The sequence below is a fragment of the Amycolatopsis sp. CFH S0740 genome, from assembly GCF_004522315.1.
Lineage (GTDB): Bacteria > Actinomycetota > Actinomycetes > Mycobacteriales > Pseudonocardiaceae > Amycolatopsis > Amycolatopsis nivea.
The window spans coordinates 185881-207731 of sequence record NZ_SDLS01000015.1 but is presented as its reverse complement, the minus strand read 5'-3'; the positions used below and the strand labels follow the sequence as shown (position 1 = coordinate 207731).

The 21851-nt window shown below is 68.6% G+C and carries 24 protein-coding genes and 1 tRNA gene; 13 read left to right on the top strand and 12 right to left on the bottom strand.

The window, feature by feature from the left end:
• Nucleotide 1: 1 nt before the first annotated feature.
• Both EIZ45_RS25310 and EIZ45_RS25305 read right to left on the bottom strand, forming a co-directional pair.
• The gene (locus EIZ45_RS25310) at nt 2-757 is read right to left on the bottom strand and encodes a decaprenylphospho-beta-D-erythro-pentofuranosid-2-ulose 2-reductase (protein ID WP_134664101.1); all 756 of its coding nucleotides are present in this window, start codon (nt 755-757) and stop codon (nt 2-4) included.
• On the bottom strand, nt 754-2127 hold the full coding sequence (locus tag EIZ45_RS25305; RefSeq protein ID WP_134664099.1) for an FAD-binding oxidoreductase: 1374 nt from the start codon (nt 2125-2127) through the stop codon (nt 754-756). Before EIZ45_RS25305 ends, EIZ45_RS25310 begins: the two co-directional genes overlap by 4 nt.
• A 145-nt stretch (nt 2128-2272) precedes the next feature.
• Between EIZ45_RS25305 and EIZ45_RS25300 the strand changes: the two genes are divergently transcribed.
• From EIZ45_RS25300 to EIZ45_RS25290, 3 genes are all read left to right on the top strand, one after another.
• Nucleotides 2273-2740 (top strand): GtrA family protein, encoded by a 468-nt coding sequence (locus tag EIZ45_RS25300; protein ID WP_037807142.1) that lies wholly within the window; start codon nt 2273-2275, stop codon nt 2738-2740.
• A gap of 5 nt (nt 2741-2745) precedes the next feature.
• Nucleotides 2746-4656: a glycosyltransferase gene (locus EIZ45_RS25295; RefSeq protein ID WP_043837779.1), complete on the top strand. Its 1911-nt coding sequence runs from the start codon at nt 2746-2748 to the stop codon at nt 4654-4656.
• Between the two features lie 76 nt (nt 4657-4732).
• On the top strand, nt 4733-5731 hold the full coding sequence (locus tag EIZ45_RS25290) for an acyl-CoA dehydrogenase family protein (protein WP_167756554.1): 999 nt from the start codon (nt 4733-4735) through the stop codon (nt 5729-5731).
• Here EIZ45_RS25290 and EIZ45_RS25285 read toward each other — a convergent pair.
• Complete coding sequence (locus EIZ45_RS25285) at nt 5728-5970, bottom strand: hypothetical protein (protein WP_043838003.1); 243 nt, start codon at nt 5968-5970, stop codon at nt 5728-5730. The genes EIZ45_RS25290 and EIZ45_RS25285 overlap by 4 nt on opposite strands.
• Before the next feature lie 166 nt (nt 5971-6136).
• Here EIZ45_RS25285 and EIZ45_RS25280 point away from each other — a divergent pair, with 166 nt between their 5' ends.
• From EIZ45_RS25280 to EIZ45_RS25270, 3 genes are read left to right on the top strand one after another with little or no spacing between them, the layout of a single operon-like run.
• Entirely contained in the window at nt 6137-6904 is a 768-nt protein-coding gene (locus EIZ45_RS25280; RefSeq protein WP_037807150.1) for an ESX secretion-associated protein EspG, read from the top strand.
• A gap of 32 nt (nt 6905-6936) precedes the next feature.
• Nucleotides 6937-7356 carry a hypothetical protein gene (locus EIZ45_RS25275; protein WP_134664097.1) on the top strand — a complete coding sequence of 140 codons (420 nt, stop codon included), beginning with the start codon at nt 6937-6939 and terminating at the stop codon, nt 7354-7356.
• The gene (locus EIZ45_RS25270; RefSeq protein ID WP_134664095.1) at nt 7353-8528 is read left to right on the top strand and encodes a hypothetical protein; all 1176 of its coding nucleotides are present in this window, start codon (nt 7353-7355) and stop codon (nt 8526-8528) included. Before EIZ45_RS25275 ends, EIZ45_RS25270 begins: the two co-directional genes overlap by 4 nt.
• Before the next feature lie 54 nt (nt 8529-8582).
• Here the strand turns inward: EIZ45_RS25270 and EIZ45_RS25265 are convergent, their stop codons facing one another.
• From EIZ45_RS25265 to EIZ45_RS25255, 3 genes are read right to left on the bottom strand one after another with little or no spacing between them, the layout of a single operon-like run.
• Nucleotides 8583-9491 (bottom strand): glycosyltransferase, encoded by a 909-nt coding sequence (locus tag EIZ45_RS25265; RefSeq protein WP_037807159.1) that lies wholly within the window; start codon nt 9489-9491, stop codon nt 8583-8585.
• Nucleotides 9491-10306, bottom strand: a complete 816-nt coding sequence (locus tag EIZ45_RS25260; RefSeq protein WP_037369048.1) for an ABC transporter ATP-binding protein — start codon at nt 10304-10306, stop codon at nt 9491-9493. The genes EIZ45_RS25265 and EIZ45_RS25260 overlap by 1 nt, the downstream gene beginning before the upstream one ends.
• Nucleotides 10307-10309: 3 nt before the next feature.
• The gene (locus tag EIZ45_RS25255; protein ID WP_134664093.1) at nt 10310-11263 is read right to left on the bottom strand and encodes an ABC transporter permease; all 954 of its coding nucleotides are present in this window, start codon (nt 11261-11263) and stop codon (nt 10310-10312) included.
• Nucleotides 11264-11377: 114 nt separating this feature from the next.
• Here EIZ45_RS25255 and EIZ45_RS25250 point away from each other — a divergent pair, with 114 nt between their 5' ends.
• Both EIZ45_RS25250 and EIZ45_RS25245 read left to right on the top strand, forming a co-directional pair.
• Entirely contained in the window at nt 11378-12643 is a 1266-nt protein-coding gene (locus EIZ45_RS25250) for a polysaccharide pyruvyl transferase family protein (protein WP_134664091.1), read from the top strand.
• Nucleotides 12644-12898: 255 nt separating this feature from the next.
• Nucleotides 12899-14062: an epoxide hydrolase family protein gene (locus EIZ45_RS25245; protein WP_134664089.1), complete on the top strand. Its 1164-nt coding sequence runs from the start codon at nt 12899-12901 to the stop codon at nt 14060-14062.
• Here EIZ45_RS25245 and EIZ45_RS25240 read toward each other — a convergent pair.
• Nucleotides 14059-14637: a bacterial proteasome activator family protein gene (locus EIZ45_RS25240; protein WP_134664087.1), complete on the bottom strand. Its 579-nt coding sequence runs from the start codon at nt 14635-14637 to the stop codon at nt 14059-14061. The genes EIZ45_RS25245 and EIZ45_RS25240 overlap by 4 nt on opposite strands.
• 100 nt (nt 14638-14737) lie before the next feature.
• On the opposite strand from EIZ45_RS25240, the gene EIZ45_RS25235 reads away from it, so the two are divergent.
• On the top strand, nt 14738-15937 hold the full coding sequence (locus EIZ45_RS25235) for a cysteine desulfurase-like protein (RefSeq protein ID WP_037807172.1): 1200 nt from the start codon (nt 14738-14740) through the stop codon (nt 15935-15937).
• A 9-nt stretch (nt 15938-15946) separates the two neighbouring features.
• Here the strand turns inward: EIZ45_RS25235 and EIZ45_RS25230 are convergent, their stop codons facing one another.
• Nucleotides 15947-16924 (bottom strand): NAD(P)H-quinone oxidoreductase, encoded by a 978-nt coding sequence (locus tag EIZ45_RS25230; protein WP_134664085.1) that lies wholly within the window; start codon nt 16922-16924, stop codon nt 15947-15949.
• 20 nt (nt 16925-16944) lie between these two features.
• Nucleotides 16945-17877, bottom strand: a complete 933-nt coding sequence (locus EIZ45_RS25225; protein ID WP_043837760.1) for a neutral zinc metallopeptidase — start codon at nt 17875-17877, stop codon at nt 16945-16947.
• 514 nt (nt 17878-18391) lie between these two features.
• On the opposite strand from EIZ45_RS25225, the gene EIZ45_RS25220 reads away from it, so the two are divergent.
• The 3 genes from EIZ45_RS25220 to EIZ45_RS25210 all read left to right on the top strand — a co-directional run bounded on the left by EIZ45_RS25220 (nt 18392) and on the right by EIZ45_RS25210 (nt 19290).
• Nucleotides 18392-18883, top strand: coding sequence for a MarR family winged helix-turn-helix transcriptional regulator (locus tag EIZ45_RS25220; RefSeq protein ID WP_106961489.1), 492 nt, complete (start codon nt 18392-18394; stop codon nt 18881-18883).
• Between the two features lie 2 nt (nt 18884-18885).
• Nucleotides 18886-18970: transfer RNA gene (locus EIZ45_RS25215), tRNA-Ser, on the top strand.
• A gap of 122 nt (nt 18971-19092) precedes the next feature.
• On the top strand, nt 19093-19290 hold the full coding sequence (locus EIZ45_RS25210; protein WP_205669994.1) for a KTSC domain-containing protein: 198 nt from the start codon (nt 19093-19095) through the stop codon (nt 19288-19290).
• 8 nt (nt 19291-19298) lie between these two features.
• On the opposite strand, the gene EIZ45_RS25205 is transcribed toward EIZ45_RS25210, so the two are convergent.
• A complete protein-coding gene (locus EIZ45_RS25205) occupies nt 19299-19580 on the bottom strand; it encodes a DUF2277 domain-containing protein (protein WP_037807183.1) in 282 nt (93 codons plus the stop codon).
• A 92-nt stretch (nt 19581-19672) separates the two neighbouring features.
• On the opposite strand from EIZ45_RS25205, the gene EIZ45_RS25200 reads away from it, so the two are divergent.
• On the top strand, nt 19673-20614 hold the full coding sequence (locus tag EIZ45_RS25200) for an Ldh family oxidoreductase (RefSeq protein ID WP_037807185.1): 942 nt from the start codon (nt 19673-19675) through the stop codon (nt 20612-20614).
• A 197-nt stretch (nt 20615-20811) separates the two neighbouring features.
• Here EIZ45_RS25200 and EIZ45_RS25195 read toward each other — a convergent pair whose 3' ends face one another.
• Both EIZ45_RS25195 and EIZ45_RS25190 read right to left on the bottom strand, forming a co-directional pair.
• The gene (locus EIZ45_RS25195) at nt 20812-21033 is read right to left on the bottom strand and encodes an RNA-binding S4 domain-containing protein (RefSeq protein ID WP_037807659.1); all 222 of its coding nucleotides are present in this window, start codon (nt 21031-21033) and stop codon (nt 20812-20814) included.
• 13 nt (nt 21034-21046) lie between these two features.
• Entirely contained in the window at nt 21047-21796 is a 750-nt protein-coding gene (locus tag EIZ45_RS25190; RefSeq protein WP_134664081.1) for a serine protease, read from the bottom strand.
• Nucleotides 21797-21851 lie beyond the last annotated feature (55 nt).

The window sequence follows — 21851 nt, the reverse complement described above, 5'->3', positions numbered from 1 at the left end:
GTCAGACCGGCAGCTTGCGGAAGATCGGCCGCGGAACGTGCCGCAGGATCGACATCACCAGCCGGAACTCCGACGGCGACCACACGAGGTCCTTGCCCTTGCGCGCGGCCTCGACCGCGACGTCGGCGACCTGCTCGGCGGTCCGGGTCAGCGGAGCGTCCTTCAGGCCCGCGGTCATCTTGGTCTTGACCTGCCCCGACCGGACGACGGTCACCTGCACGCCGTGCGGCGCGAGCGCCTCGCCGAGACCGAGGTAGAAGCCGTCGAAACCGGCCTTGCTCGAGCCGTACACGAAGTTCGACCGGCGGACCCGCTCGCCCGCCACCGACGACAGCGCGATGACCTTGCCGTGGCCCTGCGTCTTGAGCTTCTCCGACAGCGCCACGCCGACCGACACCGCGGCGGTGTAGTTGACCGTCGCCAGCTCGACCGCCTTGCCGTGGTCCTGCCACAGCTCCTCGGCCTCGCCGAGCAGGCCGAACGCGACCACCGTGACGTCGATGTCGCCGCCGGCGAACGCCTCGTCCAGCACCTTCGGGTGGGACGCGAGGTCCTTGGCGTCAAAGGCCACAGTGGACACCTCGGCGCCGCGATCCTTCAAGCGCTGCGCGGCTTCCTCCAGCCGCGGCGAAGGACGGCCGGCCAGCACGACCCGCAGCGGCTTCTCCGCGAGGTACTTCTCCGCGATCGCCAGCGCGATGTCGGACGTGCCGCCGAGCAGCAGCAGGGACTGGGGGTTACCGACCGCGTCGATCACAGTGCGAGCCTCCGGCTCATGTCAGAGGCGAAAACGCCTTCGGGGTCAACGGAAGCGCGCACCTTGCGCCACTCCTCCAGCCGCGGGTACATCTTCGCGAACGTCTCGGGCGAGGTGCGCGAGTCCTTCGCGGTGTACAGGCGGCCGTTCGCGTCCAGGACCATCTCGTCCATTTCCTCGCAGAACCGGCTGAGCCCGTTCTTGATCGGGAAGTCGACGCTCAGCATCCAGCCCGGCGCGGGCCAGGACATCGGAGCCGGGTTCGAGTCGCCCATGCGCTTGAACACGTTCAGGAATGAGTAGTGCCCGGACCGCGAGATGGCCCGGCAGATGCCCTTGAGCTGGTCTTCCGCGCCGAACGGCACGGAGAACTGGTACTGCAGGAAGCCCTTGCTGCCGTACGCGCGGTTCCACTCGCTCAGCATGTCGAGGGGGTGGTAGAACTGCGTCAGGTTCTGGATCTTGCCGCGCGCGCCCTTCTTGGGCACGGTCTTCTGCCACAGCTCGTTGATCAAGCCGAAGGTGAGCTTGTTGCCGAGGCCGTTGGGGAACACGTCCGGCAGCGTCAGCAGCTGCGGCGCGTCGAACTTCAACGGGTTGCTGCGCAGCTTCGGCGGCAGCTGGTCGAGCTTCGCGAGCGAACCGCGCGAGAACGTGGCGCGGCCGAGGCGGCTGTCGGACGAGATCAAGTCCGGCACCGACATCGAGTAGTCGTAATTGAGGTCTGAACCATCGGTGAAGAGCCCGAGGGTCTCGTCGAGGTTCGAGGTGCGGTCGGCGTCCACGTAGAAGTACGCCGTTTCCGTCTTCTTCATCCGCACCGTGGCGCGGACGATGATCCCGGTGAGCCCGATCCCCGCCACGGTCGCCCAGAACAGCTCCGAATCCGGGCCCTCCGGGGTGAGCGTGCGCACAGATCCGTCGGCGGTGAGCAGGTCCATCGACACGACGTGGTTGCCGAAGCTGCCCGCCGAGTGGTGGTTCTTGCCGTGGATGTCGTTGGCGATCGCGCCGCCGATGGTCACCTGGCGGGTGCCCGGCAGGACCGGGACCCACAGGCCGTACGGCAGCGCCTCGCGCATCAGCTTGTCGAGGCTGACGCCCGCGTCGAGGTCGACGAGGCCGGAGTCCGGGTCGATCGAGTGGATGCGGTCGAGCACGGTCATGTCGACGACCAGGCCGCCCGCGTTCTGCGCCGGGTCGCCGTAGGAGCGGCCGAGCCCGCGAGCGATGACCCCGCGCGGGCCTGCGGAGGCGACGGCGCGGGCGATCGCGTCGACGTCGCGGGTGCTCAGCACGTCGGCGACGGTGCCAGCGGTGCGGCCCCAGCCGGTGAGCGTGCGGCGCTGTGTCTCGGGTGCTTGGGTCACGCGGACCAGGGTAGCCACGCCGAACACCGCCCGGAACGTGACCCTGAAGTGCTCGCTTCTACACTTTGCGCATCAAGGCACAAGCGTCCGAGCGTCGAAGTGGGTAATACGGACACTGACGCAATAGGCCGAGAAGGTATTCCAAGTGGTGGCTACAGAACCGCAGAGTGACCAAGCGCAGCCGGTGCCCGCGGGCCCCGGTCTGCTGGGCCAGCTGATCCGGTTCGGCGTGATCGGCGGCTTCTGCGCCCTGCTCGACCTGGGCACGTACTCGCTGCTGCGAGCGGTCGGCATGGACGGGGCCCCGTGGGCGGACGTCGCTCGCGCGATCAGCTTCGTCGTGGGCACGACGACCGCGTTCTTCCTGAACCGGCGGTTCACCTTCGCCGAGGGCAAGCGCGACGGGAACGCCCAGATCGGCGGGTTCGTTCTGCTGTACGCGGTGACCTTCTTCGTGACGATCGGCGTGAATCGGCTCATGCTGAACGTCCTGCCGGAGATGGCGTGGAAGGCCACCCTCGCCTGGGTCGTGTCCCAGGGGACGGCCACCGTGATCAATTTCGTGATGCTCAAGTGGGTCGTGTTCCGTGTACGGCCGGTAAAGGAGAACTGAGTTCGATGCCCGGTAAAGCAGCCCCGGTCGCGGAGGCGGCCCCCGCAGGCCAGACGCGGTTCGCCGAACACGCCCCCGAAGGCAGGCTCACGGCCCAGCGCGGGCTGTACGCCGGGCCGGCTCCGATCGTCAGCAAGGACATGTACGCCGAGGTCGTGCAGGGCAACGCCCAGCGCGAGCGCGGCAGCGTGACGCTCGAGCCGTCCGCGAAGGTCACCGGCAACACCTACTTCGGCCGCTTCCCGGCCAGCTACTGGCAGCGCTGGACCACCGCGACCGAGGTCAAGCTGGAAGCCGTCGTCACCGGCGACGGGCTGCTGTCGCTCGGCGCGTCCGACATGCTCGGCGACCCGCGCGTGGTCGACGCCAAGCAGGTGTCCGGCGTGAAGGGCGCCAAGGTCGAGCTCACCGGCAAGCTGGACAAGTTCTACGACGGCGGCGCGCTGTGGCTCGACCTCGAGACCGAGGGCGGCCAGACGCTGCGGGTCGAGCAGGTCCGCTGGACCGTCGACGCGCCGGAGACAATCCGCCCCACCGCGGTCACCATCTGCACCATGAACCGCGCCGACGACTGCCTGAAGAACCTCCAGGCGCTCGCCGCGGACGTGTCCTCGCTCGACACCCTCGACGCCATCTACGTCGCCGACCAGGGCACCGACCTGGTCGAATCGCGCGAAGGCTTCGAGCAGGTCGCGAAGGACCTCGGCGAGAAGCTGCACTACATCAAGCAGCCGAACCTCGGCGGAGCCGGCGGCTTCACCCGCGGCCTGTACGAGGTGGCCGGGCACACCGCGACCGAGCACGCGAACGTGCTGTTCATGGACGACGACGTGCTGCTCGAGCCGGACCTCGTCGTGCGCGTCACGGCCTTCTCCAACCGTTCGGCCAACCCGATCATCGTCGGCGGCCAGATGCTCAACCTGCTGCACCCGAACCAGCTGCACGTCGGCGCCGAGTACGCCCGGCTGAACACGCTGGAGCCGGGACAGCCGGTGCAGCACTCGCTGTCCACCGCGGACCTGCTCGGCGTCGACGAGGAGACCGGGGCCCCGAACCGCCAGGAACGCCGCCTCGACGCCGGGTACAACGGCTGGTGGTCGTGCCTGATCCCGTACGAGGTCGTCAAGGCCATCGGCTACCCGCTGCCGTTCTTCTTCCAGTGGGACGACGCGGAGTACTCCTACCGGGCCCGCGAATACGGCTTCCCCACGGTGACCCTGCCGGGCGCCGGCGTGTGGCACGCGGACTTCCACTGGAAGGACTGGGACGAGTGGCACCGGTACTTCAACCTGCGCAACTCGATCATCACCGCCGCGCTGCACTCGCCGTTCAACCTGAACCTGCTCTCCCGCGTGCTGATGGCGCAGCTGGTGCGCTACCTGCTCGGCATGCAGTACGGCCTGTCCGCGACGCTGATCAAGGCGGTCGAGGACTTCCTGGAGGGCCCGGAAATCCTGCGCGACGGCGGCGTCGAGGCGATGAAGGAGATCCGCCGGATCCGCGACGCGTACCCGGAGACCAAGCGGCACAAGGCCACTGACGTGCCGGGCATCGCGTCCAACGACATCGGCATCATCAACAGTGCGCCGCGGCCGAGCATGCAGCGGCTCGTGCTGATCAAGCGCATCCTCGACAAGGTGCTCGGCCGCAGCCGCTTCGGGCTCGGCGCGGTGCCGATCGACGAGGCGCACTGGTGGCACATCGCGCTGTTCGACACCGCCGTGGTCACCGACGCGTCGCAGGAAGGCGTGCGCGTTCGCAGCTACGACAAGGTCAAGATGTTCGACCTCGCCAAGCGCGGCGCGAAGGTGATCAACCGGCTGCGCAAGGAAGGCGCCGGCGTGCAGGAGCAGTACAAGCGCGCGATGCCGGAACTCACCTCGCGGGAGAACTGGAAGCGGCTGTACGAGCTGTGATTGCCTGAGCTGGTCCGAAAAGGGCGTCTCGCGTTCGGCGGGACGCCCTTTTTGTCTTTTTGGGTAGCTTGGTTTCATGGCCGACCTGGTTTCCCGCGCGCGGGCTCTTGCCGACGATCTGTTGTTTCCGGCGGCAGCTGAGGTGGACCGGCTAGGCGTGGTGCCGCGGTCGCATTTCGACGCGCTCGCCGAGGAGGGGTTCTACGGTCTCGCCGCGCCGGATTCCGGGGTCGACCTCGAGCAGCTGGTCGGGGTGCTCGAAGCGTTGGCCGGCGGGTGCCTGAGCACCGCGTTCACCTGGCTGCAGCACCACGGGCTCGTCGCCGGGCTGGCCGCGACGGACCGGGCGGACCTGCGCGAACGCTATCTGCCGGACCTGATCAGCGGACGGCTGCGCGCGGGCGTCGCGTACGCGGGCGTGATTCCGACGCCGCCGAAAGTGCGCGTCCAGCGCGTCGACGGCGGCTACCGGTTCGACGGCGAAGCGCCGTTCGTGAGCGGCTGGGACGCGATCGATCTGCTGCAGTTGTCGGGGCGCGACGGCGACACGGTGGTCAACGCGCTGGTGTCGCCGATAGTCGGGCACAGTCTGGTCGCCGAGCCGTTGACGCTCATGGCCGCGCAGGGAACCGCGACCGTGCGGCTGAAACTCGACAACCACTTCATTCCAGACGAATCGGTTTTCGCCCAGGTCAGCTACGACAAATTCGTGGCTGGCAATACGTTTGCCGCACGGCTCAACGGATGTGCGCCGCTTGGTCTCGCCGAGCGCTGCGCCTGCTTGATCGAGGCGGCGGGCGAGGAGGAAACGGCGACGGCGCTGCGGTCCGAACAGGACGAAATCCGCCGTCGGCTCAACGCTGGTCTCGCCGATCCGGCCAAGCTCCCGGCAGCCCGCGCGGCCGGCGCCGAACTGGCATACCGGTCGGCAGGCGCGCTCGCCGCGGCGACGGGCAGCCGCGCCGTACTGGCCGGAGCACATGCCGGTCGCTTGGTGCGCGAGGCGACGTTCCTGCTCGTGGCCGCGAGCAGACCGGAGATCCGCGCCGGACTGCTCGCCCTCGCCCGTCGCTAAACGGACAGGCCGAATTTGCCCTTTCGGCTCAGGTCGTCGACATAAGCGGCGGCCACGTGGACGAAATTTACCGAAACAGTGTTGCCGTCCCGGGTTTCCAACGAGTGGACGCCGCCGTGTTTCAGGAGGTCCGGGAGCTTTTCCTGAACGGTCGAGGAACTGTCGGCGGTGAGCGGGAAGATCAACGGTTCCCCGCCGGCCGAGAGGTGCAGGACGAGTGCTGGTTTGGGATCTGCCATGAATCCATGGCAGCAGCGGGTGATCATCGGCGGCAAGAGCGGTTCGCCGACAGCGGATCCGCTCACAGCGGAAGCGGATCTCGTCCCGGTCGCGGAGCCGATGGCCGCGACGGTGCGGAGTGGACTACGGTTTCGCCCGGGGAGAGACCGGATTTAGGGGTGGGTCGTGCCGTACACGTTGACGCTGTCACCGGCAGCGGTGGATCTCCTGCTGGCCGAACTCGGGCTCGGCCGCGCGCCGCTGCCGTTCGAGGTGCCGCACATCGGCATCACCGGCGAGGAACGCGCGGCGGTGCGCGACGCCGTCTTCCGCGACCTCGACAGCCGCGGCCTGCTGCGGCGCGGGACCGTCGACGACGACGTCCAGATCGCGCTCGCCACGTTCGCCCGGCCCGGCCTCGCGGTGTCCGCGGCGGCCAAACTCGGCGACGATCAGCTGTTCGCGCGCGTGGCGTCCAACGGCACGTTCGCGGTGCTGGTCTGCCAGCGGGACGGGATGTTCACCTTCGAGGAGGTCCGTCCGACCGGCATCGTCCCGGCGATCGTCGACCTGCTGCCGCTCACGCCCGCCGCGCCGGGGCAGTCGGTGACCGTCGCGCGGCCGGCGAAGCAGCCGGTCCGGGGAGACGCGTACGACCCGTTCGCCGGGGTCAGCGGCCCGCGCACACACAATCCGCAACTGCGGTCCGTCCAGCGGATCTTCGAGAAGCCGCGGCTGGCGGTCGGCGAGTTCACGCCGTACGTGGGCGACGGCAACGGCCACGAGAAGGCGCTGCCGTCGCTCGTGTGGTTCGACACCGAACTCGGCCGCTACCTGCTCAGCACGCGCGATTCCAGCGACGGCAACCGCTGGCTCACCTACGCTCCCGCCGACAATGCCCGTCTGGCCCAACAACTGTTCACCCAGCTTGAAGGCTATTCGGCAAACGCCTGACCGGAGCGGCTCGCATCGGTAAACTCCGGCGCATGAGCACTGATCCGCTGGCGGCAGGCGGGCTGAACGCCAAGGGCATCGCCGAAGCCGCGGCCGAAACGCACAAGCTGGCCGGCACCGCGAAAGCCGGCGGGTTCAGCATCGACGGCGACGCACTCGGTGACCTGCGCAAAGCGCTCACCGACATGGTCACCCGCCTGGAACGGCTCAAGCCGCAGACCCAGGCGCTGACGACCGCGCCGAAGCTCGGCAGCCACCCGTACGGGCACACCGTGGCCGAACATGACCGCAAGAGCGGAGCCGACGCGCCCGGGTCGGCGCTGGACGTCCTGGACCAGTTCGGCCGGATCCTGAAGGAAGCCGACGATGCGCTCGCGCGCGCCGGCGGGGTCTACACCGAGAACGAGAACCAGGCCATCGACTCCCACCGCACCGTGAAGGGCACCGAATGAGCACGCCGCAGCCGGGGCTCGCACCGTCGGACGCCGACTACCTCGGGCACCCGCACCAGCAGCTGAAGTCGTACGTCGAGTCGAATCTCGACGTGGAGCAGGTTTCCTCGGTGTCGCACGCGTACACCGAGGTGCAGAAGGCGTTCGAGGAGTTCGCGACACAGCTGGGCGAGGCCGTGAAGAAGGCCGCGCACGCGTGGAGCGGCGAGGCGGCGGCCGGTGCGCAGGCGTATTTCGTGAGCCTTGCCGAATGGGCCGAGGCGAATGGCCAGAACGCGAAGCTGGCCGCGCAGATCGTCGAGGAACAGGCGTCCGCCGCGCAGGCGGCGAAGCACTCGATGCCGGACGCGGTCCCATTCGACTGGTCCGAGGAATTCGACAAATGGTCGCACGCGAGCCCGCTCGAAATGAGCAATGAGATCGACGCGACGCTGAAGAAGCAGCAGGACAGCCGTTCCGCGCACGAGCAGGCCGCGGAGACGATGTCGAAGTACGACTCGTCGCTGTACTCGTCGGGCTCGAAGCAGCCGACTTTCGCGCATCCGCCGAAGTTCGGGGTCGCCGCTGGTGGCGGTGCCGCGGTGGCGATGCCGACTGGTCCGGAGCACCACGACGCCGCGCCCGCTCCTGCCCCTGCGCCCGCTCCGGCTCCGGCTGTGGCTGACGCTGGCTCGGCCTCCTCGGGTGCCGGTGGCGGTGCCGCGGTGGCTGGGCACACGAGCGCGCCGACCGTGAGCGGCCCGAGCCAGTTCACCGGCGCGGTCCACCAGCCGATGCCGGACAGCGCGACCACCGCGGCCGGTTACGCACCGCCCGCGGCCCAGGCGTCCCCCGGCGGCGGCAATGCCGGTGCGGCCGGAATGGGCATGGGCGCGATGCCGATGGGCGGCATGATGGGCGGTGGCGGCGGAGGTTTCGGCAGCGACGAGGAGCACGAAAACAAGGTCGGCCGAGGCGGCGGCGGTTCGTTCGGTCCCGGCGACGGAGCTATGTCCCCCGGCGCGGCGGACGTCGCGGCGGGCGGAATGGGCGGTGCCCCGGCCCGCCCCGGCATGGGCTTCGGCGCCCGTCCGTACGACGACGGCAACGACCAGCCCGCGTTCGTCATGGAAATCGACGAGAACGAGGAATACGGCGGGCACCGTTCCGCGCCGCCGGTCATCGGGGAATAACTCGGGAGTCCGTTGTGGACGGTGGAGCCATCGTCCACAACGGACTGACCGGGGTCAGTACCGGTAGAACTTCTCCGCGCGTCCCTGCCGCACCAGCTTCAGCCACTGCACGAACGCCTTCGGGTCCCGCTTCACGCCCACGAAGTACAACCCGAAGCGCAGCACTTCCAGCGCACCGATTTTCCGCATTCCCGGCTGCGACAGCAGATACCCGCGGTTGCGGTACGTGTAATACCGCTTGACCTCGTTCTCCGGGTCCTGTGCGTGGAATTTCCCGCCCAGCATCGGCTTGAATTCGTCCGAGCCGTCGGGGTGCAGGTAGGTCGTGCGCAGCGACGTGCCGAACGGCAGGCCGGACCGCACCAGGCGGCGGTGCAGTTCCACCTCGTCGCCGCGGAAGAACAGGCGCAGGTCGGGTACCCCGGTGACGTCCAAAGTGGACGCACGGAACAACGCGCCGTTCATCAACGACGCGATGCCCGGCAGGAAATCCGTGCCCAGTTCGGCCGACGAGCGCTTCCAGGTGAGGCCGCGGCGCAGCGGGAACGCGAGTTTCGCCGGGGCGTCGATGTTGGCCACCACCGGGGAAATCTCGGCGAGGCCGCGCTTTTCGGCTTCCTCCAGCAGGATTTCGAGCACGTGCTCGTCCGCCGGGCGGCCGTCGTCGTCGGCGAGCCACACCCAGTCCGCGCCGAGCGACAGTGCGTGCAGCATGCCGAGCGCGAAACCGCCCGCGCCGCCGAGGTTCCGGTGCGACGGGAGGTACGTGTACGGCAGCGGGAAGGCTTCCACGACGTCTCGCGCGGACTTGTCCGGGCCGTTGTCGACCACCACGAGGTGGTCGACCGGCCGGGTCTGGGCGGCGATGATCTTCAGCGAGTCCGCGAGCAGCTCGCGCCGGTGCCGCGTGACCACCACGCCGACGACGGCGCCCTCGGGCAGCTCTCGCGTCTCGCCGGCCATCATTCCCCGCCGTTCGTCGTGGTCGCGGGCTCGATGCCGAGGCGCTCGAGACCTTCCTGGCTCATGTTCTCGAACGGGTCGCGGCCCTTGTACTCGGTGAGCACCTCGCGCAGCGAACCCTGCTTCTTCAGATGTCCCTCGTCCATCCAGATCGCCGAATCGCACAGCTCGAAGAGGAACTCGTCGGAGTGGCTCGCGAACACCAGGATGCCGGACCGCTTGACCAGGTCCTTGAGCCGGTCGCGGGCCTTGTTGAGGAACGCCGCGTCGACCGCGCCGATGCCCTCGTCCAGGATCAGGATCTCCGGGTCGATCGAGGTCACCACGCCGAGCGCGAGCCGCACCCGCATGCCGGTGGAGTACGTGCGCAGCGGCATCTGCAGGTAGTCGCCGAGTTCGGTGAACTCCGCGATGTCGTCGACCCGCTTCTCCATTTCCTTGGCGCTCATGCCGAGGAACAGGCCGCGGATGATGATGTTCTCCTCGCCGGAGATCTCCGGGTCCATGCCGATGCCGAGGTCGAACACCGGCGCGATCTTGCCGACGATCCGCGAGGAACCGCGGGTCGGCTCGTAGATCCCGGCGAGCAGCCGCAGCAGCGTGGACTTGCCCGCGCCGTTGTGCCCGACGAGACCGACCCGGTCGCCCTCGCGGAGGCTGACCGACACGTCGTGCAGCGCCTCGATGATCGGCACCTTCTGCTCGGTGCCGATCTTGCCGCCGACCTTGCCGAGCACGCGCTTTTTCATCGAACGCGTCTTCGCGTCGAAAATCGGGAAGTCCACGTACGCGTTGTGGACGTCAATGCTGACCATCTGTCACACCCAATACGAGACGCGAGACCGGTAATTGCGCATAGCGACGAGCGCGAGCGCCCATCCGACGACGGTGATGCCGCCGACCACGACCCAGCTGGTCCAGCTCACCGCCTGCCCGATGAGCGGCGACCGCACCACCTGCATGTAGTGGTAAAGCGGGTTCAGCTTGATGATCGGCAACGCCCACGACGCGCCGTCCCGTGCGCCGCCGGACAGCAGCTGGTCGACCGGCCAGACGATCGGGGTGCCGTAGAACATCAGCTGGATCAGCGAGTTGATCAGCTGCGGAATGTCGCGGAACCGGGTCGAGATGATGCCGAGCAGCAGCGCCGCCCAGCCCGCGGTGAGGGCGAGCAGCACGAACCCGGGAATGGCGAGGAAAATGTTCCAGCTCAGGCCCGGGTGGCAGTACTTGTCCGGAGTGCAGACGCCGTCCTTCGACCCCAGCGAATACGGGGAATCGAGTGCCGAGAAGAAAATGATCAGCAGCACGACGTAGACGATCATGTTGTGCGCCAGCAGCAGCGTCTGCCGCCAGATCGTGCGCAGCACGTACACGCTGAGCGGCGCGGGGACCTGTTTGATCAGGCCCTCGTTCGCGATGAACGTCTCCATGCCTTCGGTGAGGCAGCCCTGGATGAAGCCCCAGATGATGAAGCCGGTGGAGAGGTAGGGCAGGAACACCTCGATCGGCGTCCGGAACAGCTGCGAGTACAGCAGGCCGAGACCGAGCGCGATGACACCCTGGCTGATGGTGATCCAGAACGGCCCGATGATGGACCGCCGGTACCGCTGCTTGATGTCCTGCCAGCCGAGATGGGTCCACAGCTCGCGGGAGGCCAAACCGGTCTTGATGTCGTCGATCGCACGCCCGAACGTCTTGCTGTCCGACGACGGTGGAACCGGAGTCGAGACATCGGGTTCGGCTGCGTGAACCGTGCTGGTGGCATGCACGTGGACGAGGGTACCGATGGGGCGCGCCGGGCTAGGCTCGACCCGTCGCGCGGCCGCTTCGTCCCTTCTCACCCGTACTGTCTGACAGAGTGTGCGCGACGTTACGATAAGCCAATGCCGGTCCCCGAAATCAGCACTTCGCACCCGGAGTCTGTTTCTTCGCGTGCGCAGTATCACCTGGTCGCACCTGTGGGCCACCCCAACTACGGCGACGAGCTCATCACCGCGGGCTGGCTGGCTTATCTCGCGGAGACCGCTCCGGACGCCGACGTGTGGGTGGACACTCACTCGCCGGGGCCGGCGAGCGTCCTGCTCGACGGCATTCACCCCCGGGCGAAGTTCACCGACACTTTGTGGCGGCTGTGCTGGGAGGCTCCGGACGACGATCCGTGGCGCGCCGCCGCCTGGGTGCGCGACGCGGTGCACAACCCGGGCATGATGCCGCGGCTGCACCACAGCATCGAACTGCTGGCGAAGGCCGACGTCGTGCACGTCGTCGGCGGGGGATACATCAACAAACTGTGGCCCAAGCAGATCGGCCTGCTGGCCGGCGCGGTCGCCGCGGTCGAACGGTCCGGCGGCCGGGCGGCCATGACCGGGCAGGGCTTGCAGCCGGCTTGCGAAGGTTCGGTCCCGCTGCTGAAGGCGCTCGCCGACCGGTTCGAGGTGGTCGAGGTCCGCGACGGTGCGTCAGCGGATCTGCTGGGCCGCCCGGTCGGACTGGACGACGCCTTCCTCACCATCGGGCCGGAGCGGTACGACCGCGCCGAAGACCTGCCCGAAGTGATGCTGTGCCTGCAATCCGACCTGGTCGAGGTCGGCATCGGCGCGGTGGCCGGCGCGGTGCTTTCCATGGTGCGCGCGTGGAAGACGGACCCGGCGAAGATCGGCATCGTCGAAGGCGTGCCCCGAGTCGACCGCGAAGTCTTTTCGTTGCTCGAACGCGAATTGCCGGGTGCGCGGTTTTATCCGTTTTCGCACATTTGGACGCACGGCCTTCCCGCCGGGCCGGAACAAACCTGGATTTCCACCCGGTTCCACATTCACATGCTGGCGGCCGCGGCCGGGGCCTCCGGCGTCGCGGTGAGCATCCACCCGGACTATTACGCCACGAAGCACCGTTCCCTCGCCGAGCTCGGTTCGAACTGGACGCTGCTCGAAGACCTCTCCCAGGTCCCGGACCGCCCGACCGCGGGCGGCTACGCGGAAGAGACGCTGGCTGACTTCAAGAACAGCAAGCGGAAGGTCGCCGAGCAGGTTTACGCGCCGGTGGTCCGCCCGGTCCCCGAGGAGCCCGAACCGGAGCCGGAGCCCGAGCCGCTGGCGCCGGAGGAGCCGCCCGCTCAGCGGCGACGGTGGGCGCGGCGGATCCGGAACTGAACGGACGGGAAGCCCTCGTCGATTGAGGACCAATGCCAGGAACTCAAGCCGCGTGTCTTCAGGTCCGTGAGGGGAACCCTGAGGGAATCTGATTCCCTCAGGGTTCCCCTCACGGACCGCACACCCCGCGTCCCAGGCCAGGCCATACCTGCGACCTCGGCGGACGAGGCTCGAACGCACCCGCAGCGCCGCCTTAAGTTCCTGGCATTGCGATTGAGGACCGGAACGGTCCGCAATCCCGCATAGCTTTTCCGCATGACCGAGACCCCGTTCCGGATCCACATCCCGCAGTCCGACCTGGACGACCTCCACCGTCGTCTCGCCGACGCGCGCTGGCCGGATCCCTTCGACGACCCGGCGTGGGAGCTGGGCATTCCGGTGCCCGAAGTCCAGGACCTCGCCGACTACTGGCGCCTGGGCTTCGACTGGCGCGCCCAGGAAGAACGCCTCAACGGCTTCCCCCAGTTCACTACCACCATCGACGGTGCCAACATCCACTTCCTGCACCTCAAATCCCCCGAACCGGACGCCATCCCGCTCGTCCTCACCCACGGCTGGCCCGGTTCGATCGTCGAATTTCTCGACCTCATCGGCCCCCTCGCCGACCCCCGGGCGTACGGCGGCGATCCGGCCGTGGCGTTCCACGTCGTCGTTCCCTCTGTGCCCGGGTTCGCCTTTTCCGGGCCGACGCCTGACCGCGGCTGGGGACCGGCGCGGACAGCGCGTGCGTGGGCGGAGTTGATGTCCCGCCTCGGGTATCAAAGCTTCGGCACCCATGGCGGCGACTGGGGTGCGTTGATCTCCCGCGAACTCGCCGTCCAATTCCCCGAGCGGATCATCGGGGCGCACGTGACGATGCTGCCGTCCGCGGTAGCGCGCGAAGAGGCGGACCTAGCGGGGCTCACCGGGGCTGAGCTGGCGAAAGGGCAGCGCTCGTTGGAGAAAGCCCGAGCCTTCCAGCGGACCGGAATCGGTTACGCGATGATCCAGTCCACCAAGCCGCAAACGCTTGCCTACGGCCTTACTGACTCCCCGGCCGGGCAGCTGGCCTGGATCGCCGAGAAGTTCCGGGCTTTCTCGAACACCGACCACGACCTGATCGACCGCGACGACCTGCTCGCCAACGTCTCGCTCTACTGGTTCACCCGCACCGCCGCGTCGTCCTCGCGGATCTACGCCTACCAAGACGTCCAGTGGGGCGCACCGCTGCCGAAGTCGACCGTGCCGACCGCGGTCGCGGTGTTCCCGGACGACATCGGGCTTCCGCTGCGGCACCTGGCCGAGCGCACCGACCGGATCGTGCGGTGGACCGAACTTCCGCGCGGCGGGCACTTCCCGGCGCTCGAAGAACCCGACCTGCTGATCGGGGATCTTCGAGCGTTCTTCGCCGCGGAAAGCCCGGAGAGCCCGGAAAGCTAGAGGTACTGCCCGGTTCCGGTGATGCCGTGCCCGTGCCCCTCGCCCGGGTGGCCGCCGGAACCGGACGACCCCGCGGGCAGGCCGCGGCGCATCTGCTCCAGCTGCACCCGCGCGGCCATCTGCTGGGCGAACAGCGCGGTCTGGATGCCGTGAAACAGCCCCTCCAGCCAGCCGACCAGCTGGGCCTGCGCGATCCGCAGTTCGGCGTCCGAGGGGGTTTCGTCCTCGGTGAACGGGCGCACGAGGCGCTCCAGTTCCTCGCGCAGCTCGGGGGCGAGAGCCTCCTCCAGCTCGCGCACCGACGTCTGGTGGATCTCGCGGACCCGGTTGCGGCTGGCGTCGTCCAGCGGTGCGGCGCGGACCTCCTCCAGCAGCTGCTTGATCATGGTCCCGATGCGCATCACCTTGGCCGGTTCCTCGACCAGGTCGCCGACGGACTCGTTTTCCTCGCCCTCGGGTGCCGCCTGCGCGGTGCCGACCGGGACGCCGTCCGGTCCGACGACGACCACGCGCGGCGCGTCCGCGTCCCCGGCTGCGCCCGTTCCCCCGAAGTTCGGCTCGCTCATATGCTCCATCCCCGTCGGTTGGCGGTCCTGACCCGAGCCTAGCGGCCGTTCGGGCAGTTCTGCCCAACCCCGCGGCAACCGCGAAACCGCACGTCCGTACGGTGTCCCCATGGCGTTCGACGTCGCTCGTATCCGTGGGCTCTTCCCCGCGCTTGGCGACGGCTGGATTCACTTCGACGGCGCCGCCGGAATGCTCGTGCCCGAACAGGTCGCTTCGGCCGTTTCGACAGCTATGCGGGCTCCGGTGTCCGGCCCGGGCGGAGCGTTTCCGGCCTCCCAGCGGGCGGAAAGCATCGTCACCGCGGCCCGCCGGGCCGTGGCCGATCTGGTCGGGGCGGACCCGGCCGCCGTCGTGCTCGGCCCGAGCGCGCCGGTCTTGTTGCGCCGTCTCGTCGACGCGCTCGCCGAACGCTGGACGATCGGCGACGAGATCGTCGTCTCGCGGCTCGACGAAGAGGCCAACATCGCGCCGTGGCGGCGTGCCGCGAAACGCGTCGGCGCGGTCGTGCGCTGGAGCGAGATCGACATCGAGACCTGCGAACTGCCCGCGTGGCAGTACGAGAACCTCGTGTCCGCGCGGACGAAAGCGGTGTCGGTGACGCTGGCGTCCGGGTCCGTGGGGACCCGGCCGGACGTGCCGACGGTGATCGAATTCGCCAAGCGCGTCGGGGCGCTCGTCGTGGTCGACGCGACCTACGCCGCCCCGTTCGTGCCGCTTGACCTGCAAGAACTCGGTGCCGACGTCATGGTCGTCTCCGCTCCGTCCTGGGGCGGACCGGCGGTCGGCGCGCTCGTGTTCCGCGATCCGGAGCTGCTGGAGCGCATCTCGTCGGTGTCGCTCGACCCGGCCGCGACCGGCCCCGCGCGGCTCGAACTCGGCCCGCACGCCTACCCGCTGCTGGCCGGGGTCGTCGCGTCCATCGACTACCTCGCCGGACTCGACGACGCCGCGACCGGGTCCCGCCGCGAACGGCTCGTGACGTCGCTCGGCTCGGCCAAGTCGTACCACGCGGGCCTGCTCGCGCAGCTGTCCACGGAACTGCGCTCGCTGCGGCACGTGATGGTGATCGGCGACGCGATGCGCCGGATCCCCGCGCTCGCGTTCGCCGTGGCCGGCGCGAAAGCGTCCCAGGTCGCCGAATACCTGGCGTCGCAAGGACTCTGCGCGTTCGCCGACGACGGCACCAGCGGCGTGTTCGCGTCGCTGGGCGTCGGCGAGGTCGGCGGAGCGGTGCGGATCGGGCTCGCGCACTACTCCAACGTGTTCGAGATCAACCAGCTGGTGCGGGTGCTCGAAGAACTGCGCTGAGGCGCCGCGTCACGACTTCGCGGCCAGCAGGACCTTCCCGAAGATGCTGCCCTCCTCGAGCATCCGGTGCGCGGACGCGGCCTCGGCCATCGGCACCACGTCGCCGACGATCGGCTGCACCGAACCCTGTTCCACCAAGGGCCACAAGCGATTCCGGACATCCGCGACGATCGCCGCTTTCTGGTCGAGCGGGCGGGCACGCAGCCCGGCCGCGAACACGCTCGCGCGTTTGCCCAGCAGCTTGCCGATGTTCAGCTCGCCCTTGACCCCGCCCTGCATGCCGATGATGACCAGGCGGCCGTCGACGGCGAGCGCGTCGACGTTGCGGCCAAGGTACTTCGCGCCCATGTTGTCGAGGATGACGTCGGCGCCCTTCGTCTCGGCGCGCAGCACCTCGACGAAGTCCTCTTCCTTGTAGTTGATCGTGAGGTCCGCGCCGAGCTGGCGGCAGCGTTCGAGCCGTTCGGGCGAACCCGCGGTGACCGCGACGGTCGCGCCGAGCGCCTTGCCCACCTGGATCGCGTGCGTGCCGATGCCGCCCGCGCCGCCGTGCACCAGCAGGACCTGGCCCTCGCCGAGACCGGCGTGCATCACGACGTTCGCCCACACCGTGCAGGCCACCTCGGGCATCCCGGCCGCGGCGACCGTCTCGATTTCGGCGGGCACCGGCAGCAGCTGCCCGGCCGGGACCGCGACGCGTTCGGCGTACCCGCCGCCGGCGAGCAGCGCGCACACCTCGTCGCCGACCTGCCAGCCCTCGACGCCCTCGCCGAGTTCGGCGATCGTGCCGGAGCATTCCAGGCCGAGGATGTCGCTCGCCCCGGGCGGCGGCGGGTAGTTGCCTTGCCGCTGCAGCAGGTCTGCGCGGTTGACCGCACTGGCCGTGACGTCCAGCAGCACCTCGCCGGGCCCGGGTTCCGGATCGGGGACCTCGGTCCATTCGAGCACGTCAGGGGCACCGGGTTCGCGGATCGTGATCGCGTGCATGCGCCCGACTGTATCCCGGGTCAGCCGAGATCGTTGGTGCTGAAGGTGTTGCAGCTCGCGGGCTGGCCGGTGCGGTAGCCGGTGGTGAACCACTTCTCGCGCTGCGCCGAGGTGCCGTGCGAGAAGCTCGACTTGTCGACGTGCCCGTTGCCGAGGTTCTTCTGGATGTAGTCGTCGCCGATCCGGGACGCGGTGTCGAGCGCGCGGGAGATGTCGTCCTGGGTGACGTCCTGGACCAGCGGTTTCCCGGAGCTGGTCGGGGTCGTGCTGGCGTGGTTGGCCCAGACGCCCGCGTAGCAGTCGGCCTGCAGTTCCAGCCGGACCGAACCGGACGTCGGCCCGGTGCCGGTGCCGCGCTTGGACGTGCCGGTGAGGTTCTGCACGTGGTGGCCGTATTCGTGGGCCAGCACGTACGCCTCGGTGAACAGCCCGCCCTTCGCGCCGAAGCGGGTCTTCAGCTCGTTGAAGAACGACAGGTCGATGTACACGTACGAGTCGGCAGGGCAGTAGAACGGACCGGTGTCCGACGTCGCGCCGCCGCAGCCGGTGCGCACGCCGCCGGTGAAGAAGCGGGTCGTCGCCTTGCGGTAGGTCTGGCCGGAACGGGAGAACTCCTGCGTCCAGTAGTCCTGGATGGAGTTGACGATCGCGACGATCGCGCAGTCGTGGTCGCGGTTCGCGTCGGCGCCGGTCTTGCACTTCTTCGCGAGCGTGCCGGCGTCCAACTGCTGCCCGGACTGGACGTCGCTGAGCCCGATCCCGCCCGCCGCGGGCGAGGTCCCGGTGCTGGGAATGCCGCCGAACTGGGAAAACAGGAAGTAGATGACCAGGCCGACGAGGCCGAGCCCGCCGCCGCCGATGGCCACGCGGCCGCCGATGCCGCCGCCCCCGCCGCTGCCGCGCATGTCCTGGATCTCAGAGGCGTCCAGATCCGCGTTGTCGTCGAATCGCACGCGGAAAGGGTAGCCGCAAACCTGGAAACAAGGCTGGGTGCGGCCCCTGCGCTGGGGGCCGCACCCAGGTACTACCGAGGTTTCGTTGACAGCGGTTGGCCACCGGCCGGGCTGGCGTCCGGCGCTGCCTTCGCGGTGCCGAGGCCGCGAAGAGAAGCAGCGGCATAACGACGCCGGTGCGCGTGGCCGATGCCGGAGCGCACGGGGTGCTCGTGCTGTTCGCAATCGCGACCGAACCGGAACGGGGCCGTGCCGATCGCGGGGACACAGCGGGCGGTCAACCGCGGGAACTACCTGCCATGCCACCACCTGGCCTCTCCCGGGGGGACATCGGGGCCGGCGTGCCCTTCGGCGCGCTCTGCGGATCCTCGTCATCCCTCCGCTGCCCCCCGAGGATGCGCTTCTTCGCGCCGAGTCTCAACCTTTTCGTAACCCTCCATTGGGGGAAGTTCGGCCGGAAATTTCACGGCGGGCCGAAGCGGCGGGGCAAAACCGGCCTTCTAGGCTGCCCGATATGAGCGATGACCAGGACGTGCGCTGGCTCGACCCGGCAGAACAGCGCGCCTGGCGGGCCTACATCGTCGCGTCGCTGCGGCTGCGCCAGCGGCTGCACCGCGAACTGTCCGAAAGCCACGGCATCTCGCTCGCCGACTACGAGGTCCTGGTGTGCCTGAACCTGGCCCCGGACCGGTGCACCCGGATGACCGAACTGGCGGCGCAGCTGGGCTCGACGAAGAGCAGACTGTCGCACCAGATCGGCAAACTGGAGGTCGCCGGGCTGGTCACCCGCCGCCCGGACCCGGAAGACAAACGCGGGGTGCTGACGGAGCTGACCGACGCCGGCCAGCGCGTACTGGACAAAGCCGCGCCGACGCACGTGCGCGGCGCCCGCGAGCACCTCATCGACCTGCTGACGCCCGACGAGCAGACGGCGATGGCCACGGCGTTCACCCGGGTCCTCGAACACCTGGACGACGTCGAAGGACGGCGCGATACCCTGACCTAGAAGGAAGCGTGGCAGAGCGGCCGAATGCAGACGCCTTGAAAGCGTCCGTAGGGAAACCTACCGGGGGTTCAAATCCCTCCGCTTCCGCTTGACGCCTCGAGTGTCCGGCCCCGGATTCCGCGTATCCCGCGGGAGACGGGGCCGTTTTTCTCCGGCTGCCGGTCCCGGGTCCGCGCGGGTACCCTGACCGTGCTGTGCGCCGGGTTCCCGTGGAGTCTTCCGTCATTCGCGACGTCGGCTACGACGCCGCGAAGTCGGTGCTGGAAATCGGGTTCCGCAACGGCGGCGTCTACCGCTACCACCTCGTGCCCGCGCGGGTGCATCGCGAGCTGATGGCCGCCGAGAGCCCGGGGCGCTACCTCAACCAGGAGATCAAGCCGAGGTTTCCCGGGCAAGAGGCGGAGTGATTGCGGCGTCAGGCTTTCTTGGCCTCGCGCTGGGCGATCCGCGCCTGGACCTCCGGGCGGCGCAGCGGCGGCACGGTCGCGGGCGGCTGGCGGCGCTGCGGGAGTTCCTCAAGCAGCCGCGCGGTGATCTGGGCGATTTCGGCGACCGCCGCTTCGAACGGTTCGCGCGTCGCGTCCGAAAGGGACTGCACCCCGGTCACTTTGCGCACGTACTGGCGTGCCGCGGCTTCGATCTCGTCCGTGGTGGCGGCGGGCTGCAGGCCGCGGAGCGTCGTGATGTTTCGGCACATGCGCTTCAGGGTACGTCTCTGCGGCTGACCGCATCACACTCTAGGGCCAACCTCGTTGACGGGGTCCGAGATCGCCCGGCAACCTTGATGAAGTGCCCCTCAGACCGCGTGCTCCCCGGCTCAGCCGCCCCGTCCCGGAAGTTCCCGCCGACACCCCGATTCCCGAGCAGGCCTGGCACCGCGTTCCCGCCGACGAACTGGTCACGCTCGTTTCCGTTGTCCTGATGGCACAAGGCTTTCCCGAAGAGCGTGCGCGTCCGGCCGCGGAAGCGTTGTGCCACGGCGATCTCACCGGCGCGCCGGAAACGGGCGTCGGGGAGTTGACGCGGGTGCATCTGCCCGCGATCGAGAACGGGTTGGTCAGTCCTGGTGCTCAGCCGTTGCTGATCGCCGATCGTGGGGCCGCGGCGCTCATTGATTACCGGCGGGCGTCCGGGCTTTGGGCGGTGGGCGACGCGATGGATCGGGCCGTACAGCGGGCCGGGCGGTTCGGGGTCGGGCTGCTGTCGGTGCGTGGGGTCGGGCCGTTCGGGCGCGTCGGGCATCACGCGGCTCGTGCCCTGCCGCACGGGATGATCGGGATTGTGATGGCTGCCGGGGGGTATGCGGATCAGCCGGTGCATCCGTTGGGGATGGCTGCTCCTGCCGGGGCTTATCCGGAGTTTGTGTTCGATATCGATCTTGCTGATGCTGCTCGGAATCCGCAGTTCGCTGGGTTCGCCCTGATGGTGGATGTGCTGGCCGGGGTGTTGTCCGGGGTTGCTGATCATGAGCATGACACCGGGTTGTTGGTGCTGGCGATCGCGCCTACGACGTTGCGTAGTGCGGACGGGTTTTATCGCGCGGCTAGTGCGGTGTTCGGGAGCATGCTCGGGTGGGAAGGGGGTGCGCCGGTGCGGTATCCGGGGTGGCGGGAGGCTCAGTATTTGGAGCAGTGCCGGGCGTTGGGGGTGCCGTTGCCTGGGGCGGTGCGGAGGCAGCTGGATTCGTTGGCGTTGAAGTTGGGGAGGGCGCCGTTGTCTACGGTCGGGTGACTGCTCGTCGCCTGGCGGCGACCTCGCTTGTGGTCGCGTGGGGCACCCCGAAGCTTGATTGTGCTGACGGTCTGGGGGTGCTTGTCAAGGCGGGAAAGATGCCTTGACAAGCACCCCCAGACCGCAGGAGAGCTTCGTATCGGGGTGCGGGGGAGGTGTGGGTGCCTCGCTCGTTTGGTGTGCTCGCTGCGGTTTGCTTAGTGTTCCAGGGAGACCCGTGCGTTTTCGGTTCCGACTGTTACTACGTCGCCGTCTGCTAGTTGGCGGCCTCGGCGGGTTTCTACTTCGCCGTTGACCGTTACTTCTTCTGCGTCGATCAGGTCTTTTGCGTGCGAGCCGTTGTCCGCGAGGTCGGCCAGTTTCAGGAATTGGCCCAGCCGGATCGGCTCTCCGGTGATGGGGACGTCGCGCGTGCTCATGGGACGCATCATGTCACGGCATCGTCGTCGCTCGGTTGTACAGATCGGCGATCTGGTCGTCGAAGTAGCTCGAGTACGAGATGTCGTCGGTGTAGCCGCCTGCTTCGTAGCCGCCGATTACGCCTACTACGGTGCCGGTTTTCGTGTCGGGGGACGGGTCGGCTACCAGGGGGCTGCCGCTCGTGCCGGTGGCGAAGCCTGGGCAGTCGACTCTGATCTGGTGTTCGTCTTGCTGCTGGGTGTGCGTTTCGCAGGTGGCGACCTCGTCGACGCCGTCCGGGTAGCCGGCGACCGTCACGGGGCGCGCGAAGGGGCCGTTCGTGCCTAGTTGGTTGGCTCCCGTTACCGCTTCCAAGGGTTCGGGGGAACCGTCTTGGCGGGCGGTTGCGAAACCGACATCGAGGTTCGGATCGGACGAGTCGATCCAGCTCTGTGCGACCAGTTCGTTCCCGACCTGCCAGTAGCCGTAGGGCGCGACGCCGTCGTGGAAACCTGGGGCGAAGGTGACATTGGCCAGGTAACCGCCGCCTTCGCCGTCGTGGAGGCAGTGTGCGGCGGTGAGCAGTTCGTCGCCTCGGGGGCTGTGCACGACGCTCGCTGTGCAGTAATGCGAGCCGTCGACGAACAGTGCGCCGATGGACGCTTGGATCGGCTTCGCCGGGGTCGACGGGGCGACCGCTGGTTCCGCTGCGTGCTCAGCACAAGCCACGATGGTCCCGCTCGCACTCATTAGTGCGAACAGCCCGATCACCGTGCGCCGCATGCCACCTCCAGTACTGGTCCTCGTCACTAGTATCAGAGAACGCGGTGAGACCAGG